General features: G+C 67.6%; 18 protein-coding genes. 13 read left to right on the plus strand and 5 right to left on the minus strand.

All coding sequences use genetic code 11. The features are described 5' to 3' along the window. Positions 1–18: 18 nt before the first annotated feature. From ACFOPI_RS09215 to ACFOPI_RS09225, 3 genes are read left to right on the plus strand one after another with little or no spacing between them, the layout of a single operon-like run. Positions 19–423 (plus strand): ribonucleotide reductase subunit alpha, encoded by a 405-nt coding sequence (locus ACFOPI_RS09215; RefSeq protein WP_382173191.1) that lies wholly within the window; start codon positions 19–21, stop codon positions 421–423. A 4-nt stretch (positions 424–427) separates the two neighbouring features. After that, positions 428–994: a hemerythrin domain-containing protein gene (locus ACFOPI_RS09220; protein WP_382173193.1), complete on the plus strand. Its 567-nt coding sequence runs from the start codon at positions 428–430 to the stop codon at positions 992–994. A gap of 57 nt (positions 995–1,051) precedes the next feature. Next, positions 1,052–1,444 carry a hypothetical protein gene (locus ACFOPI_RS09225; RefSeq protein WP_382173195.1) on the plus strand — a complete coding sequence of 131 codons (393 nt, stop codon included), beginning with the start codon at positions 1,052–1,054 and terminating at the stop codon, positions 1,442–1,444. Between the two features lie 109 nt (positions 1,445–1,553). Here ACFOPI_RS09225 and ACFOPI_RS09230 read toward each other — a convergent pair whose 3' ends face one another. Further along, positions 1,554–2,255, minus strand: a complete 702-nt coding sequence (locus ACFOPI_RS09230; protein ID WP_382173197.1) for a fumarylacetoacetate hydrolase family protein — start codon at positions 2,253–2,255, stop codon at positions 1,554–1,556. A gap of 17 nt (positions 2,256–2,272) precedes the next feature. Next, entirely contained in the window at positions 2,273–3,310 is a 1,038-nt protein-coding gene (locus ACFOPI_RS09235) for a cupin domain-containing protein (protein WP_382173199.1), read from the minus strand. A gap of 126 nt (positions 3,311–3,436) precedes the next feature. Here ACFOPI_RS09235 and ACFOPI_RS09240 point away from each other — a divergent pair, with 126 nt between their 5' ends. Beyond that, on the plus strand, positions 3,437–3,910 hold the full coding sequence (locus ACFOPI_RS09240) for a MarR family winged helix-turn-helix transcriptional regulator (protein ID WP_382173201.1): 474 nt from the start codon (positions 3,437–3,439) through the stop codon (positions 3,908–3,910). Between the two features lie 24 nt (positions 3,911–3,934). Here ACFOPI_RS09240 and ACFOPI_RS09245 read toward each other — a convergent pair whose 3' ends face one another. Continuing rightward, on the minus strand, positions 3,935–4,654 hold the full coding sequence (locus tag ACFOPI_RS09245; protein ID WP_382173203.1) for a siderophore-interacting protein: 720 nt from the start codon (positions 4,652–4,654) through the stop codon (positions 3,935–3,937). Positions 4,655–4,751: 97 nt separating this feature from the next. On the opposite strand from ACFOPI_RS09245, the gene ACFOPI_RS09250 reads away from it, so the two are divergent. From ACFOPI_RS09250 to mgrA, 7 genes are all read left to right on the plus strand, one after another. After that, on the plus strand, positions 4,752–5,189 hold the full coding sequence (locus tag ACFOPI_RS09250) for a MarR family winged helix-turn-helix transcriptional regulator (RefSeq protein ID WP_382173204.1): 438 nt from the start codon (positions 4,752–4,754) through the stop codon (positions 5,187–5,189). A 93-nt stretch (positions 5,190–5,282) separates the two neighbouring features. After that, a complete protein-coding gene (gene pyk / locus ACFOPI_RS09255; protein WP_382173206.1) occupies positions 5,283–6,716 on the plus strand; it encodes a pyruvate kinase in 1,434 nt (477 codons plus the stop codon). Between the two features lie 32 nt (positions 6,717–6,748). Further along, positions 6,749–7,390, plus strand: a complete 642-nt coding sequence (locus ACFOPI_RS09260) for an alpha/beta hydrolase (protein WP_382173207.1) — start codon at positions 6,749–6,751, stop codon at positions 7,388–7,390. A 304-nt stretch (positions 7,391–7,694) separates the two neighbouring features. Beyond that, a complete protein-coding gene (fba, locus tag ACFOPI_RS09265) occupies positions 7,695–8,759 on the plus strand; it encodes a class II fructose-bisphosphate aldolase (protein ID WP_382173209.1) in 1,065 nt (354 codons plus the stop codon). A 105-nt stretch (positions 8,760–8,864) separates the two neighbouring features. After that, the gene (locus ACFOPI_RS09270; protein WP_382173211.1) at positions 8,865–9,773 is read left to right on the plus strand and encodes a phosphoribosylaminoimidazolesuccinocarboxamide synthase; all 909 of its coding nucleotides are present in this window, start codon (positions 8,865–8,867) and stop codon (positions 9,771–9,773) included. Positions 9,774–9,799: 26 nt separating this feature from the next. Then, the gene (locus tag ACFOPI_RS09275) at positions 9,800–10,267 is read left to right on the plus strand and encodes a DUF2721 domain-containing protein (RefSeq protein WP_382173213.1); all 468 of its coding nucleotides are present in this window, start codon (positions 9,800–9,802) and stop codon (positions 10,265–10,267) included. A 99-nt stretch (positions 10,268–10,366) separates the two neighbouring features. Continuing rightward, positions 10,367–11,407 (plus strand): L-glyceraldehyde 3-phosphate reductase, encoded by a 1,041-nt coding sequence (gene mgrA, locus ACFOPI_RS09280; protein WP_382173215.1) that lies wholly within the window; start codon positions 10,367–10,369, stop codon positions 11,405–11,407. Between the two features lie 100 nt (positions 11,408–11,507). Here mgrA and ACFOPI_RS09285 read toward each other — a convergent pair whose 3' ends face one another. Next, positions 11,508–12,398, minus strand: a complete 891-nt coding sequence (locus ACFOPI_RS09285; RefSeq protein WP_382173216.1) for a LysR family transcriptional regulator — start codon at positions 12,396–12,398, stop codon at positions 11,508–11,510. Between the two features lie 180 nt (positions 12,399–12,578). Between ACFOPI_RS09285 and ACFOPI_RS09290 the strand changes: the two genes are divergently transcribed. Both ACFOPI_RS09290 and ACFOPI_RS09295 read left to right on the plus strand, forming a co-directional pair. Beyond that, positions 12,579–13,508 (plus strand): dihydrodipicolinate synthase family protein, encoded by a 930-nt coding sequence (locus tag ACFOPI_RS09290; protein ID WP_382173218.1) that lies wholly within the window; start codon positions 12,579–12,581, stop codon positions 13,506–13,508. Between the two features lie 58 nt (positions 13,509–13,566). Further along, positions 13,567–14,535, plus strand: a complete 969-nt coding sequence (locus ACFOPI_RS09295) for a Bug family tripartite tricarboxylate transporter substrate binding protein (protein WP_382173220.1) — start codon at positions 13,567–13,569, stop codon at positions 14,533–14,535. A 111-nt stretch (positions 14,536–14,646) separates the two neighbouring features. On the opposite strand, the gene trxA is transcribed toward ACFOPI_RS09295, so the two are convergent. Then, on the minus strand, positions 14,647–15,621 hold the full coding sequence (gene trxA / locus ACFOPI_RS09300) for a thioredoxin (protein WP_382173222.1): 975 nt from the start codon (positions 15,619–15,621) through the stop codon (positions 14,647–14,649). Between the last annotated feature and the right edge of the window lie 5 nt (positions 15,622–15,626).

The raw sequence follows: 15,626 nt of genomic DNA on the forward strand, positions 1-15,626 counted from the left end.
TTCCCAACCGGATTTTTCATGGACATCCGCACCTTCGACGACTTGCTCGCCGCCGCGCGCGCCCAACCCCTGCCCCAGCGCCTGCTGATGGTGTTCGCCGCCGTCGAGCTGCCCGACGACGCCACGCCGGCCGAACGCGCCGCGTTCGACAAAGGCCAGGGCGGTGCGCTGGTGCCGCAGATGTGCGTCGACAAGAGCCCCGACGAGCTGGCCTCGTTCGAACAGCTCAAAGAGGAGGCTGCGGGCTTCGGCCAGCCCTGGGGCATGATCTTCGCGGCCGCCATGTCGGGCAGCGCTGGCCAACCACCCACCAGCGCCGACGCCGACGCGCCGCTGCAGAAGATGGTGGAGGCCATCCGCCAGGGCCGCATCCAGCACTTCATCCCGTTCGACCCGCAAGGGCGCGCGGTGCTGCTGGACTGACCCCATGGCCGGCATTCACCTGCACCAGATCACCCAGCCCGGGCAACAGGCTCCGAGCGTGGGTTTCGAGGCGCCGTTCGAGATGCTCGACGCCTGCCACGAGCGGGTCGAGCGCATGCTGCGCCTGTTGGGCAAACTGCGCGGCCACGTGAAGACCCACGGCGCCGACGCCCAGGCCCGCGACGCCGCGCGCGACGTCATGCGCTACTTCGACCAGGCTGGCCCGCACCACCACGAGGATGAGGAGCGCCATGTGTTCCCGGCGCTGCTCGCGCAGCGCGAGCCGGCGGTGGTTGCGGTGGTCATCCGCCTCAAACAGGACCACCGGGAGATGGCCGTGCAGTGGGCGCAGGTGCGCGCGGCCTTGTCGGGGCTGGTGGACGCCGGCGAAGGCTGGGCGGGGTTTTCAGCGGAGGACCAGCAGCGCTTCGACGCCTACGACGCGCTGTACCGGCGGCACCTGGTGGACGAGAACGGCGTGGTCTATCCGGCGGCGCGGGCCATTATCCGTGGGGAAGCGCTGCAGGCAATGAGCGCGGACATGATGGCCCGGCGGGGTGTTGCAGGCTAAGGCTTGGCATGACTTTTCTCTGCAAGAAGGTGCTCCCAGAGTGAACAGCGTTGTTGTGTGAAATCGAAACTGGAGCGATGTCAAATGCGAGTGATTTGTTCAGTTTTTCTTGCACTGCTGTTATCAGGCTGTGTCGTTTTCCTTGATCACCCGGATGCTGAATTCGTCCAAGGAGTGGTCGTTCGAAGTGACAACGGAAAACCCGTTCCCCACGCAGAGGTGGTGGTTTGGGAGGGACGCCGATTCTTCACACTCTTTCCAGTTTCCTATCCGCCGGCAGCAAAGGCGACCGCCGACGCCGATGGCGTGTTTTCCATTCGTGTGGCGAACCGTTGGCCAGCGCGAATCACGGCGCACGCAGGTGCCCTTTGGGGCTATGTGGAACCCGACCAAGCAGGTATACGGGCGGTTGTTTTGCGTTTGTCAGAGGAAAAGCCCGTCTGGCGGTAGCCTGCGTCAGCGCCAAGACGGCAAGGAGCCGCTGTCCTATTGACTCACGCATCGTATGCTCATGCGCTGATGTGCTTCCAAATCCAAAGGACAGCCCGTTGCCTTGTTGCTACTCACTGGGTCCGACGCTCAACGCCACCTCGGCCACCCCCTCCACCCGCCCCGTGATCCGGTCCCCGCTGACCACGGGGCCCACGCCGTCGGGCGTGCCGGTGTAGATCAGGTCGCCGGGTTGCAGGTGGTAGAACTGGGACAGGTCCGCGATGATCTCGCGGATGTTCCAGATCAGCTTGTCCACGTCGGACGACTGCTTCGTGGCCCCGTTGACCTCCAGCTCGATGGCGCCCTTTTCGATCACCACACCTTCCATCGGCACGATCTCGCTGCAGACCGACCCTTGTTCGATGTCCTTTCCCAGGTCCCAGGGCCGGCCCTTGTCGCGGGCGACCAGTTGCAGGTCGCGGCGCGTCATGTCCAGGCCGGCGGCGTAGCCGTAGATCACTTCATGCGCCTGGTCGGCACTGATACGGAAACCGGCCTTGCCCACGGCCAGCACGAGTTCCATCTCGAAGTGGTAGTTGTTCGTGCCGGGCGGGTAGGCCACGGTCGCGCCCGAGGGCGTGAGGGTCTGTGGCGACTTGGTGAAGTAGAACGGCCGCTCGGCGCTCTTGTCGACCGGCTTGCCCATCTCGACGGCGTGCGCGTGGTAGTTGCGGCCAACGCAGAAGATGCGATTAATCGGGAAGCGTTCGGCCCGGCCACGGATCGGCAGGGACTGGACGGCGGGTGGTGCGAAGAGGTACTGGGTCATCGGGTGTCTCTGAAAAATCAACGGGTCTCGTACACACCGAGCTTGCGGTGCAGCGGGGATTCGTCGGCGATGAAGACGAAGGCGGGCTGGTCGGCCGCGCGGTTGCTCAGCGTCACGGCCTCGTAGCCCGGCGCGCAGCAGGTGTCGGCCTCGACCAGCCCAAAGCGCTTGCCGCAGGTGGACACGTCGACGCCGCCTTCGATCAGGTGGAACACTTGCGCCGGCGAGCGTGCCGGCAGCGTGAGCGTCTGGCCGGGCCTGAGCATCAGCGCGTAGAAGCCCAGGATGTTCTCGGCGTCTTCGCCCGTCTCGGGGTTCACGTAGGTCACCTGCACGCAGTCGAGGTCGGGCTGGTTGTCGGCCATCGCCAGCAACGCGGCGCGCGTGTCCATCCAGGGGTAGCGCAGCATGGGGTAGCGCCGGTCGCTGCGGTTGAAGACCTGGGTGGGCACCACGCCGGCGCGGGTCCAGGCGCGGTCGCCGCTGCCGGGCTTGACGGTCTGGCGCTCACCGTTGATGTGGTAACTCGCCTCCATGTAATAGACCAGCGGCAGGTCCAGCACGTCCAGCCAGACCACCGGGTCGCTGCCATCGTGACCGTGCTCGTGCCACAGGCCTGTCGGCGTCAAGATCAAATCGCCGCGGCTCATCGGGCACTTCTCGCCGTCCACCGTGGTCCAGGCGCCTTCGCCCTCGACCACCATGCGCACCGCGTTGGGCGTGTGGCGGTGGCTGGGCGCCCACTCGCCGGGCAGCAGCAGCTGCATGCCCAGGTAGATCGCGGGACTGGCCTTCATGTTCTCCAGGCCGTGACCGGGGTTGGCCAGCACCAGCACGCGGCGCTCGGCCTTCTCGATCGGCGTGAGTTCGCCGGCCTTGAGCAGCAGCGGCTTGAGCGTGGCGTAGGGCCAGTGCACGGCCTGCGTGGCGCGCGTCGGCACTTTGGGCGGCAGCACGGCGCGCAGGCTGGGCCAAAGCGGCACCAGGTTGAGATTCTTGAGGTCGTCGCGGTAGTCCTGCGGCAGGTCTTCCAGGCGGCCGAGTGGGTGGCTCATGGCTTGTCTCCGTGCGATGGGCTTTGTTCGGCCGCATGCTGATAATGAGTATGCTGATGATAAGAGGGCGGTTAGACTGGGTCAACCACCGACCATCTGTTGTCCCCCACACCTGACCTGTTTGCCATGGACACCCCCGAAACCACCGGAATCCAGATCGACCAGCAGCCCGGCTACGCGATCCGGCGCCTGCACCAGATCGCGGTCGGCATCTTTCTCCAGGAGGCGGGAGAACTGGGCGTGACGCCGGTGCAGTACGCCGCCTTGCAGGTGGTGGGCAACCAGCCGGGCATCGATCAGCGCACGCTGGCCCGCAGCATCGCGCTGGACACCTCGACCACCGGTGGCGTGGTGGACCGGCTGGAGGCGCGGGGCTGGCTGGAGCGGCGCCTGTCGCCGCAGGACCGGCGCGCGCGCCAGCTGTTCCTGACCCCGGCGGGCGAGCAGGGGCTGGCCGAGACTGTGCCCGCCATGCTGCGCGCGCAGGAGCAGATCCTGGCGCCGCTGACTCCGCGCCAGCGCACCGAGTTCATGCGCCTGCTGCAGGTGCTGGTGACGCAGAACAACGACCTGAGCCGGGCACCAGCCGAGGCGCGGTAGGCGCGGTAGGCGCGGCTCGCCTTCTCAGGCCAGGTCTTCGTGAAAGTCGCTGGCGCCGGGTTTCCAGTAAGCCGAGACCTTGACATGGTTGCGTGGCCGTTCGCGTTCGTTCAGCAGGATGTCTCGCAGCCGCGTCATGCAACCGGCTTCGCCCGCGCACCAGATGAAGCCGTCGCCTGCGGGCAGGTCCACCGTGCGCACCGCCTCGCACAGCGCCTCGTCGGTCGGCAACCAGCGCAGCTTCAGACCAGGGCGCTCGGGCAGCGCCTGCAGGTCCTGCTCGTGCGGGGTGTGAAGCAGCACCGTAGTGGGCGTGCCCACCGGCAGTTCGTCGAGTCGCCGCGCGATGGCGGGCAGCGCCGTCGCATCGCCTGCCAGCAGGTACCAGGGCAGGTCGTCCGCAATGATGATGGATCCGCGGGGGCCGCCGATCACCGCCGCGTCGCCCGCCCGGGCGCGCTGCGCCCAGTCGCTGGCCGCACCCCCTGCGTGCAGGGCGAACACCAGGGTCAGCTCCTGGCGGGCCGTGTCGAAGTGGCGAGGTGTGTAGTCGCGCCGCTGCTCCTGTCCGTCGGCGTCGGTGAAGACGAACTTGACATGGTCGTCGAACGACAGCGAGACGAAGCTGGCCAGCGCCGGCCCGCCGAAGGTCACGGCCAGCAGGCCCGGGCTCAGTGGCTGGACATGGCGCACGCGCACGTCGCGGCGCAGCAGCTCGTGGCGCACGCGTCGCGTCGGGCCCATGGGGCGCTCTGTAGAAGAAACGGAAGAGGACATGGGATGGTCTAATTGATTGATAATGTCATCTATTCTGATGTAATAAGTTGATAAGGTCAACAAAATGACAAAGCTGTCCGACGACGACCTGATGGAGGCGGTGCACGACCTGATGCACCTGGCCCGCGCGCAGCTGCTGCGCCAGATGCCCGATGACGGGCTGGGGCCGATGGAAGGGCGGGCGCTGGGCTTCTTCGTGCGCCACCCGGGCAGCACGCAGACCGATCTGGTGCAGCACGCGGGGCGGGACAAGGGCCAGTTGGCGCGCCTGATCGCGGTGCTCAAGGACAAGGGCCTGCTGGTGGCCCGGCCGGACGAGCACGACCGCCGGGTGATCCGGCTCTACCCGACCGAAGCGGCGCAGCGCCGTCACGAATCCGTCATGCGCCAGCGCCGCCAGGTGGCGGCCCGGGCCGCCCGCGGGCTGGATGCGCCGGAACGGCAGGCGCTGCTGCGCGCGCTGCGCCACATGCAGGACAACCTGCGCGACGCCGGTTTGTAACCGAGGAGTAACTGGTTTCCTGGATAATTGAAACCAAATTACAGGGCGGCGTTCCCAGACCGGCCTGAAACATTCGCCATCCAGGAGACACCCATGCCCCAGCGCGCCACCAAAATCGTCGCCACCCTCGGTCCTGCGTCCAGCGATCCCGCCCTGCTCGAAGCCATGATCCGCGCCGGCGTCAATGTCGTCCGGCTGAACTTCTCGCACGGCAAGGCGCAGGACCACATTGACCGCGCCAACCTCGTGCGCGAGGCCGCGCGCCGCGCCGGCCGCGAGGTCGGCATCATGGCCGACCTGCAGGGCCCGAAGATCCGCGTCGGCAAGTTCGCCGAAGGCAAGGTGATGCTCGAACCCGGCCAGCCGTTCGTGCTGGATGCCTCGCGCACCGAGCCAGGCGACATCGGCGGCGTGGGCCTGGACTACAAGGAACTGCCGCGCGACGTGAAGGCCGGCGACACCCTGCTGCTCAACGATGGCCTGATCGTGATGACGGTGGACAAGGTGGTCGGCGACGCGGTGCACACCACGGTCAAGCTCGGCGGCGAGCTGTCCAACAACAAGGGCATCAACAAGCAGGGTGGCGGCCTGACCGCGCCCGCGCTGACCGCCAAGGACATGGAGGACATCAAGACCGCCATGAGCCTGCAGGCCGACTACGTGGCCGTGAGCTTCCCCAAGAATGCGACCGACATGGAACTGGCGCGCCAGCTGTGCAACATGGCTGCGGCCCAGTACAACCACAAGCCCGGCCTGATCGCCAAGATTGAGCGCGCCGAGGCCATCCCCGAGCTGGACAACATCCTGAGGGTGTCCGACGGCATCATGGTCGCGCGCGGCGACCTGGCGGTGGAAGTGGGCAACGCGGCGGTGCCCGGCCTGCAGAAGCACATGATCAAGCGCGCCCGCGAGATGGACAAGGTGGTGATCACCGCCACGCAGATGATGGAGTCGATGATCGTCAACCCGGTGCCCACGCGCGCCGAGGTGAGCGATGTGGCCAACGCCGTGCTCGACGGCACCGACGCCGTGATGCTCAGCGCCGAAACCGCGGCCGGCAAGTACCCGCTGGAGACGGTCCAGCAGATGGCCGCGATCTGCGAGGAAGCCGAAAAGACCGACCACGACCCGCTGGACGACGATTTCGTGGGCGCGCACTTCACCCGCATCGACCAGGCCATCGCCATGGGCGCGCTGTTCACCGCGCACCACCTCAAGGCCAAGGCCATCGTCGCGCTGACCGAGTCCGGCTCGACCGCGCTCTGGATGAGCCGCCACAGCGTGCGCATGCCGGTCTATGCCGTCACCTCCAAGCTGTCCTCGCAGCGCAAGATGACGCTCTACCGCAACGTGCGCCCGCTGCTGGTCGACACCAGCGCCGACCGCGACACCGCGCTGGCCGAAGCCGAGGCCGATCTCAAGCAGCGCGGCGTGATGCAGAAGGGCGATGTCTACGCGATCACGGTCGGCGAGCCCATGGGCACGCCGGGCGGCACGAACACCCTGAAGATCTGCAGGGCCACCTGAATCCGGGCCGGCCCCGCCTGCGTACCCGGGAGATGAGCCTTCTCCCGAACCTCCCCCGCCGCCGCTGGCTGGCCAGCCTCGGCCTGCTGCCCCTGTTGCAGGCCTGTTCACCGCTGTCGCTGATCAACGCCACGGTGCCAACCGGCACCCACCGCGCAATCACCGACCAGATCTACGGGCCCGACCCGAGACACCGTCTGGACGTCTACCTGCCCCCGCCGCCCGTGTCCGGTGCGCCCGCGGTGCTGTTCTTTTACGGTGGCACCTGGAGCAGCGGCCGGCGGCAGGACTATCGCTTCGTCGGCGAGGCGCTGGCCTCGCGGGGCATCGTGGCGCTGGTGGCCGACTACCGCCTCAGCCCGCAGGTGAGCTACCCCTCCTTCGTGCAGGACAGCGCGCTGGCGCTGCGCTGGGCCTGGGACCGGGTGGAGCGGCTGGGCGCATCGCCCGGGCGCCTGTTCGTGCTGGGCCACAGCGCCGGGGCCTACAACGCCGCCATGCTGGCCCTTGACCCACGATGGCTGGGGGCGGTCGGCCTGGCGCCGCGGCAGCTGGCGGGCTGGATCGGGCTGGCAGGGCCTTACGACTTTCTGCCCATCGAGGTGCGCGAAGCGCAGCTGGCATTCGACTGGCCGGGCACCCCGCTCGATTCCCAGCCCATGTTCCACGCCTAGAGGGCGCAGCCGGCGCAAACCCCGCCAGCCCTGCTGCTGGCCGCTCGCCAGGACACCCTGGTCGATCCGCTGCGCAACAGCCAGGGGCTGGCAAGAGCCCTGGCGCGGCAAGGGGTACCGGCCGACCTGGCGTTGCTGGAGCGGGTCAGTCACACCACACTGATTGGCTCGTTCGCGGTGCCGTTGCGCGGTCTGGCGCCGACACTGGACCGGGTGAGCGACTTCGTCAGGGGGCCGTTGGCCTGAGGGCTTTAAAATTCCCCTTAGTTACATACCGGTTACCAACTTTGACTAGGGGATTCTCATGGCGCTCGTTTCCATGCGCGAACTGCTCGACCACGCTGCGGCCAACGGCTACGGCATTCCGGCGTTCAACGTCAACAACCTGGAGCAGGTGCAGGCCGTCATGGCCGCGGCCGACGAAGTCGGCGCGCCCGTCATCCTCCAGGCCTCGGCCGGCGCCCGCAAGTACGCCGGCGAAGCCTTCATCAAGCACCTGATCCAGGCTGCTGCCGAGATGTACCCGCACATCCCCATGGTCATGCACCAGGACCACGGCACCAGCCTCAAGGTCTGCGAAGGCGCCATTGCGCTGGGTTTTGGCTCGGTCATGATGGACGGCTCGCTGATGGAAGACGGCAAGACGCCGGCCAGCTTCGACTACAACGTCGACGTGACCCGCAAGGTGGTCGAACTGGCCCACAAGACCGGAGTGACCGTGGAAGGCGAACTCGGCTGCCTGGGCAACCTGGAAACCGGTGACGCCGGCGAGGAAGACGGCATCGGCGCCGAAGGCAAGCTGGACCACAGCCAGATGCTGACCGACCCCGAGGAGGCCGCCCAGTTCGTCAAGGCCACCCAGCTGGACGCGCTGGCCATTGCCATCGGTACCAGCCACGGTGCCTACAAGTTCAGCCGCCCGCCCACCGGCGACATCCTGGCCATCAGCCGCGTCAAGGAAATCCACGCCCGCATCCCGAACACCCACCTGGTGATGCACGGTTCGTCGTCGGTGCCGCAGGAGCTGCGCGCCATCATCAACCAGTACGGCGGCGCGATGAAGGAAACCTACGGCGTACCGGTGGCCGAGATCCAGGAAGCCATCAAGCACGGCGTGCGCAAGATCAACATCGACACCGACATCCGCATGGCCATGACCGGCGCGGTGCGCAAGTTCATGGCCGAGAACCCCGAGAAGTTCGACGCTCGCGAGTGGCTCAAGCCCGCCCGCGAAGCTGCCAAGGCGGTGTGCAAGCAGCGCTACCTGGAATTCGGCTGCGAAGGCCAGGGCGCCAAGATCAAGGGCGAGACGCTCTCCGTGATGGCCGCCCGTTACGCCAGCGGAGAGCTGGCGCAGAAGGTGGTCTGATCCCGCCGGGACCGACCTGCGATAATCCGCCGGAATGGTTCAAAGCCCGTTGACTGTTCGGTCACCGGGCTTTTTTCTTGGCTGCCACTTTCCTTGCGACCGATCATGAGCACCGCCCTGCACACCTCCGCCCTCAAGTCCCTGCCCCTGCTCGCGCGCGGCAAGGTGCGCGACAACTACGCTGTGGGCGACGACCGCATCCTGATGGTGGCGTCCGACCGCATCAGCGCCTTCGACGTGATCATGGGCGAACCCATTCCCGGCAAGGGCGCGCTGCTGACCACGCTCAGCCTGTTCTGGTTCGACCAGCTCGGCCCCAAGGGCCTGAACATCTGTCCCATCCACCTGACCGGCGACGCGCCCGAGAGCGTGGTCTCGGCCGACGAGGCGGACCTGGTCAAGGGTCGTTCGATGCTGGTGCAGCGCCTCAAGCCCATCCCGGTGGAGGCTGTGGTGCGCGGTTACCTGGCCGGCAGCGGCTGGAAGGAATACCAGGAGAGCCACTCGGTCTGCGGCGTGAAGCTGCCCGAGGGCCTGCAGAACGCCAGCAAGCTGTCCGAGCCGATCTACACCCCGGCCGCCAAGGCCGAGATGGGCGAGCACGATGAGAACATCACGTTTGAAAAGACGGTGGAAATGGTCGGAGCCGACATCGCCGCGCAGATCCGCGACAAGGCCATTGCGCTGTACAAGGCCGCGGCCGAGATCGCGCTCAAGAAGGGCATCATCATCGCGGACACCAAGTTCGAGTTCGGCCTGGACAAGGCCGGCAACGTGGTGCTGATGGACGAGGTGCTCACGCCCGATTCCTCGCGCTACTGGCCCGCCGACCAGTACGCCGTGGGCAGCAACCCGCCCAGCTATGACAAGCAGTTCCTGCGCGACTGGCTGGAGACCGCCAAGGTCAATGGCCAGCCCTGGGACAAGGCGCCGCCCGCGCCGCGCCTGCCGCGCGAGGTGATCGAGAAGACTGCCGCCAAGTACCAGGAAGCGCTGACGCGGCTGATGGGCTGAGCGCTGAGCCGCATCCCTGCACCGCCATGAGCCTGCCCGTCGATGTCGCCTCGGTCACCCACAGCGTGCAGCTGGCCGTGGCCCCCGTGTTTTTCCTGACCGCCGTGGCCGGCATGATCAGTGCCGTGGCGGCGAGGCTGGCCCGCATCATCGACCGTGCGCGGGTGCTTGAAGAGCGGGTGCGCAGCTGCTCCGACCAGGAGCTGATCGCACGGCTGCTGCACGAGCTGGTGCTGTTGCGCAAGCGCGGTCGCATCGCCAACTTCTCCATCGGGTGCTTGGCGCTGTGCGGCTTTTTCATCGGCGTCACCATCGTGTCCCTGTTCCTGGGACAGACCTGGGAAATGCAGTGGTCGCTGGTGGCCGTGAGCTGCTTCCTGCTGGGTGTGGGCTCGTTCCTTTTGGCGCTGGGCTGTTTTCTGTGGGAAACCGTGCTGGCCACGCACCTTCTGAACTTCAAGGTGCTGGAGATGGGGCGCGAGTACCAGCGCTGAGCGCAGCGGCCCAGCGAGACAAGGGTTGTTCGGCCGGTGGCTCCGGTTACGGGGAGGTTACTGGGTAGAGTGCGGTCACCGAACACCAGGAGACGCCCCGTGTACACCGCCCATCCCCAGCGCTACGAGCGCATGCCCTACCGCACCGTCGGCAAAAGCGGCCTGAAGCTGCCCAGCATCACGCTGGGCCTGTGGCACAACTTCGGCGACACCACGCCGATGGAAACGCAGCGCGCCATGCTGCGCACCGCCTTCGACGCCGGCATCACCCATTTCGACCTGGCCAACAACTACGGCCCGCCGGCCGGCAGCGCCGAGACCAATTTCGGTGAACACCTGCGCCGCGATTTCCGGCCTTACCGCGACGAGCTCATCATCTCCAGCAAGGCTGGCTACGATATGTGGCCTGGCCCTTACGGGCAGGGCGGTGGCTCTCGCAAGTATGTGCTGGCCAGTCTGGACCAGAGCCTTAAGCGCATGGGGCTGGACTACGTGGACATCTTCTATTCCCACCGCTTCGATCCCGACACCCCGCTGGAAGAAACCATGGGCGCGCTGGCCACGGCGGTGCAGCAGGGCAAGGCGCTGTATGTGGGTATTTCCAGCTACTCCGCCGGCAAGACCCGCGAGGCCGCGGCCATCCTGCGGCAGATGGGCGTGCCGCTGCTGATCCACCAGCCGTCCTACAGCCTGCTCAACCGCTGGGTCGAGGAGGCGCTGCTCGACACCCTGCAAGCTGAGGGCATGGGTTGCATCGCTTTCAGCCCGCTGGCGCAGGGCCTGCTGACGAACAAGTACCTGAACGGCGTGCCGCAGGACGCGCGCATCCACCGCCCGGGTGGTGGCTCGTTCAAGCAGGAACACCTGAGCGAACAGAACCTGGCTCATGTGCGCGCACTCAACGACATGGCGCAGGCGCGCGGCCAGAGCCTGGCGCAGATGGCCGTGGCCTGGGTGCTGCGCCATCCGGGCATGAGCTCGGCGCTGATCGGCGCCAGCAAGCCCGAGCAGATCGCCGAGCTGGTCGGCGCGCTGCAGAACCTGCACTTCAGCGCCGACGAACTCGCCGCCATCGACCAGCACGCGGTGGACGGCGGCCTCAACCTCTGGAAGAAGCCTTCGACCGACCAGAGGCTGTGACGAGCGAAGTGCCTTCATCAGGGATGCGGTGGAACCGACTCCGCCGGGACACACGCATCGTCCCCCTCAGAGGGAAGCGCCGCAGGCACGCAGGGGGGATTCAAATGTCCTGGGCGAGCGCCAGCGACTCCTGCATCACCGCGCGTGTCGCCGGGCTGAGCGGGCCGGTGCGTGCCAGCGCCAGCGCGATGTGGCGCACGATGGGCGGGTCCACCAGGCGCGCGGCCTGGAAGCGGTGCTGGCTGCGCGCCACGTCGATGGCGTAGGACCCCAGCAGCGCGTAGGCGCCGCCCTGCGAGGCGATGCCCAGCTGCAGCGCCAGCGAGTCGGCCTCCAGCACCACGTTGAGCTGCACGCCGCGCTGGCGCGCGACCTGTTCCAGCTGGTCGCGCCAGCTGCTGGGACGGCAGAACGCCACCAGTGGCAGGCCATCCAGCGCCTTGAATTTCACCGTCGGTTTCGCGGTCACCGGGTCGCCCTCTGGGCCGACGAGGAAGGTCTGCGCCTCAGCCAGCGACAGCGCGTCGCTGCCGTTGGGCTGGCCGTGGCGGAACAGCAGGGCCAGGTCCAGGCTGCCGTCCTCCAGCCAGGTCTCCAGCTGCGCGCCCTGGCCCTCTCGCACGCTCAGCTGCACCAGCGGGTGCTGCTGGCGCAGGCGGGCGAACAGCGTGCTCACGAAGGGGTGGGCCAGCGAGGGGATGGTGCCCAGGCGCACGCGGCCCATGGTCTGGCCGGCGGTGGCGCGGACGTCGTTCTCCAGCTGCTCGGTGCTGCTGAGCCAGACTCGCACCTTGGGCGCGATGCGCTGGCCGAAGGCGGTGAGGGCGACGCCGCGCCCTGTGCGCTCGAACAGGCGCCCGCCGCACCGCTGCTCCAACTCGGCGATCTGCCGGCTCACATGCGGCTGGCTGGTGCCGTGCAGCAGCGCGACCTTGCTCAGGCTGCCGGTTTCGGTGGCGTCGAGGAACAGCTTCCAGAGCGCGGGATTCATGGATGAGATATGCGGAATGGGTATGTCTGAAATGTACCGTCAGACAGTTCCGCTATGACTGGCATTGGCCGACAGTCCGTTCCACGGCGGCGGACCTGCAGGGCCCCGCCGCCCAGGCGGTCACCGGGCAGAAAGCACGGCGGCTGTGCCGAACGAACCCATTCACCCGAGGACACCGACATGAAAGCCCTTGATCTGCGCGGCCTGAACCCCGCCCCCGTGACCCCCTTCACCCGTGACGGCGCTGTCGATTACGCGGCCATCCAGCGCCTGGGCCGCTGGCTGGCCAGCGTGGACGGCGTCAAGAGCCTGACCGTGCTCGGCCACGCCGGCGAAGGCACTTTCCTGGAACGCGACGAGCAGTTCAAGGTCATCGAAGCCTTCCGCAAGGCGGTGGACGACAAGCTGCCCATCATCGCGGGCATCACGCTCGAAGGCACGCAGGTGGCGGCCGCTGAAGCCAGGCGCGCCGTGGACGCAGGCGCCGCGGCCGGTCTGGTCTATCCCTCGCACGGCTGGCTGCGCTTCGGCTACCAGAAAGGCGCGCCGCAGGACAAGTACAAGGCCATCTACGAGGCCAGCGGCCTGCCACTGATCCTGTTCCAGTACCCCGACGCGACCAAGTGCACCTACGACCTGGAAACGCAGCTGGACATTGCCGCGCTGCCTGGCGTGTTCGCCATGAAGAACGGCGTGCGCAACATGAAGCGCTGGGACCGCGAGATCCCGGTCATCCGCGCCGAGCGCCCGGACCTGCAGATCCTGACCTGCCACGACGAATACCTGCTGCACACCATGTTCGACGTGGACGGCGCGCTGGTGGGGTACGGCTGCATCGCGCCCGAGCCGCTGGTCGAGATGATCAAGGCCGGCAAGGCCAAGGACTACAAGAAGGCGCGCGAACTGCACGACCGCCTGCTGCCGGTGACCGCCAACGTCTACCACCGCGGCTCGCACATGGAAGGCTCGGTGGCGCTGAAGTGGGCGCTGGTGGCGCGCGGCATCCTGGAGCACGCCACGGTGCGCAGCCCGTTGCTGCCGCTGGCCGAAGGCGCCGAGCAGGAAATCGCCGCCGCCATGCGTGCCGCCGGGCTGGGCCTGGCGCAGTGAGTCACCTATGGGCGCGTCGGGCCGGCGCGCCTACCATCCACCCGTGGAGACAAAAACCATGAAAACCAAGACCTGGATGGCCGCCCTGGTGCTGGGGCTGTCGCTGACGGCGCCGGTGCAGGCGCAGGGCAAGTTCCCTGAGGGCACGCTGAAACTGGTAGTGCCCTTTGCCGCCGGCGGTGGCGTGGACCAGGCGGCGCGGCTCTTGGGCCGGCAGCTGCAGGCCGACCTGGGCGTGACGGTGATCGTGGAGAACAAGGCGGGCGCCAGCGGCACCATCGGCGGCAAGGCCGTGCAGACCGCCGCGCCCGATGGCATGACCCTGCTGTTCTCGGCCGCCACCCATGTGCTGGCGAAACAGGTGCTGGCCAGTCCGCCCTACGACCCGCAGACCGACTTCGCGCCGGTGGCGCGCGTGGGGGAGGCGCCGCTGCTGCTGGTGATCCCGCCGACCGCACCGCAGAAGAACCTCAGGGAGGTGCTGGATGCGGCCCGCACGCAGCCGGACAAGTGGACCGCTGCCGTGCCGGCGCTGGGCGCGCCCAGCCACCTCGCCACGCTGCTGCTGGCTCAGCAGGGCAAGCTCACGCTGACCATGACGCCCTACAAAGGCACGGCGCCAGCGCTGGCCGACGTGGCCGGCGGACATGTGCAGCTGCTGATGGACTCGATCATTTCTCTGCAGGGCATGGCTCGTAGCGGCAAGGTCAAGCCGATTGCGGTGACCTCGACCCAGCGCAGCGGCGTCGCGCCCGAGGTGCCCACAGCCGTGGAAAGCGGCTTCCCGGGCATGGTCTACAACTCCTGGTACGGCGTCTGGGCGCCCAAGGGTACGCCGGCCGATCGCGTGCAGATCCTGAACAAGGCCATCAACAAAGCCACGGCCGGGCTGGCGCGCGCCGGCGCGTTCACCTCTTTGGGCATCCTGCCCGTGCTGGAGACGACAGACCAGTTCCGCCAGTTCGTGGCCGCCGATGTGGCGCGCAGCGCCGACCTGCTGAAGGAAGCGGGTTTCAGGCCTGAATAAGCCTGGCCGGAGCGACATGTCTGCGTCGAGAGATGCGGTGGAACCGGCTTCGCCGGGCCACTCGCATCGCCCCCTTGAGGGGGTGACGCCGCAGGCGGCGCAGGGGTGGGCTTAGTTCAGCGCCATGCTGAGCTTGCGCCGGTACTGCGAGACCAGCTGCGCCTGCGGGTCTTCCTGCACCGCCGCCTTACCGGCCAGCTCGATGCCGCCGGCGCTCTTGCCGGCCGCGGCCGGGTCGGCCTTGGGCTTGGGCGGGGTCATGAGTTCGAGAAGGCCGACGTAGGTCTTGCGCGGGGCCTCGTCGTCCCACTTCTTGTCGCGCATGATGATTTCCAGGAGCTCTTCCAGTGCGGCCGGCCATTCACCCATGGCGATCAGCACGCGGCTCTTGGCGAAGCGGGTCTCGAAGTCGCGCTTGTTCTGGCCGATCAGCTCGTCGAACTTCTCCAGCGGCCACTGGCCGCGCGGGTCGGTGCCGACGAATTCCAGCGCGTTGAGCCACTGGCTCAGGGCGTCGAAGCGCAGAGGCACCGGGATGCGGGCCATGGCCGGCGCCAGCGCGCCCGCCGCCTGCTCGAACAGGCCGTGGCTGATGCACTGGCGGACCAGCTCGAAGCGCAGGTCGTCGTTGTCGGGAGCCTGTTCGACGGCGCGGGCCAGCTTTTCCAGCGCCGAGGCGGGATCGGCCGCCTCGCCTTCTCCGCCCTGTGCCAGCATCTGCTGCGCCTCGTCGGCCTCTGCCAGCGCCGCCAGCTCGTCCTCGCTGGGCAGGTGCTTGTCCAGGAAGGCCTTGATCTGGCCTTCGGGCAGCGCGCCCATGAAGCCGTCCACCGGCTGGCCGCCGATCAGCAGCACGCAGGTCGGGATGCTGCGGATGCCGAAGGCCGCGGCCAGCTGCTGTTCCTGGTCGGAGTCGATCTTGACCAGCTTGAAGCGCCCGCCGTACTCGGCCTCGATCTTCTCCAGGATGGGGCCGATCACCTTGCAGGGGCCGCACCAGGTGGCCCAGAAATCGACCAGCACCGGGGTGTGCATGGAGGCTTCGATGACCTCGGCTTCGAAGTTGGCGACGGTGACGTTGATCATGGCGG

The sequence above is a fragment of the Hydrogenophaga luteola genome (assembly GCF_042648585.1).
In the GTDB taxonomy this organism is placed as follows: domain Bacteria; phylum Pseudomonadota; class Gammaproteobacteria; order Burkholderiales; family Burkholderiaceae_C; genus Hydrogenophaga; species Hydrogenophaga luteola.

Coding starts and splice junctions, on each gene's coding strand:
- ACFOPI_RS09275 (WP_382173213.1), top strand. CDS start 9,800: ATGAGCCTGCCCGTCGATGTCGCCTCGGTCACCCACAGCGTGCAGCTG.
- ACFOPI_RS09215 (WP_382173191.1), top strand. CDS start 19: ATGGACATCCGCACCTTCGACGACTTGCTCGCCGCCGCGCGCGCCCAA.
- ACFOPI_RS09290 (WP_382173218.1), top strand. CDS start 12,579: ATGAAAGCCCTTGATCTGCGCGGCCTGAACCCCGCCCCCGTGACCCCC.
- fba (WP_382173209.1), top strand. CDS start 7,695: ATGGCGCTCGTTTCCATGCGCGAACTGCTCGACCACGCTGCGGCCAAC.
- ACFOPI_RS09270 (WP_382173211.1), top strand. CDS start 8,865: ATGAGCACCGCCCTGCACACCTCCGCCCTCAAGTCCCTGCCCCTGCTC.
- ACFOPI_RS09220 (WP_382173193.1), top strand. CDS start 428: ATGGCCGGCATTCACCTGCACCAGATCACCCAGCCCGGGCAACAGGCT.
- ACFOPI_RS09285 (WP_382173216.1), bottom strand. CDS start 12,398: ATGAATCCCGCGCTCTGGAAGCTGTTCCTCGACGCCACCGAAACCGGC.
- pyk (WP_382173206.1), top strand. CDS start 5,283: ATGCCCCAGCGCGCCACCAAAATCGTCGCCACCCTCGGTCCTGCGTCC.
- trxA (WP_382173222.1), bottom strand. CDS start 15,621: ATGATCAACGTCACCGTCGCCAACTTCGAAGCCGAGGTCATCGAAGCC.
- ACFOPI_RS09230 (WP_382173197.1), bottom strand. CDS start 2,255: ATGACCCAGTACCTCTTCGCACCACCCGCCGTCCAGTCCCTGCCGATC.
- ACFOPI_RS09295 (WP_382173220.1), top strand. CDS start 13,567: ATGAAAACCAAGACCTGGATGGCCGCCCTGGTGCTGGGGCTGTCGCTG.
- ACFOPI_RS09260 (WP_382173207.1), top strand. CDS start 6,749: ATGAGCCTTCTCCCGAACCTCCCCCGCCGCCGCTGGCTGGCCAGCCTC.
- ACFOPI_RS09245 (WP_382173203.1), bottom strand. CDS start 4,654: ATGGGCCCGACGCGACGCGTGCGCCACGAGCTGCTGCGCCGCGACGTG.
- ACFOPI_RS09235 (WP_382173199.1), bottom strand. CDS start 3,310: ATGAGCCACCCACTCGGCCGCCTGGAAGACCTGCCGCAGGACTACCGC.
- ACFOPI_RS09250 (WP_382173204.1), top strand. CDS start 4,752: ATGACAAAGCTGTCCGACGACGACCTGATGGAGGCGGTGCACGACCTG.
- ACFOPI_RS09240 (WP_382173201.1), top strand. CDS start 3,437: ATGGACACCCCCGAAACCACCGGAATCCAGATCGACCAGCAGCCCGGC.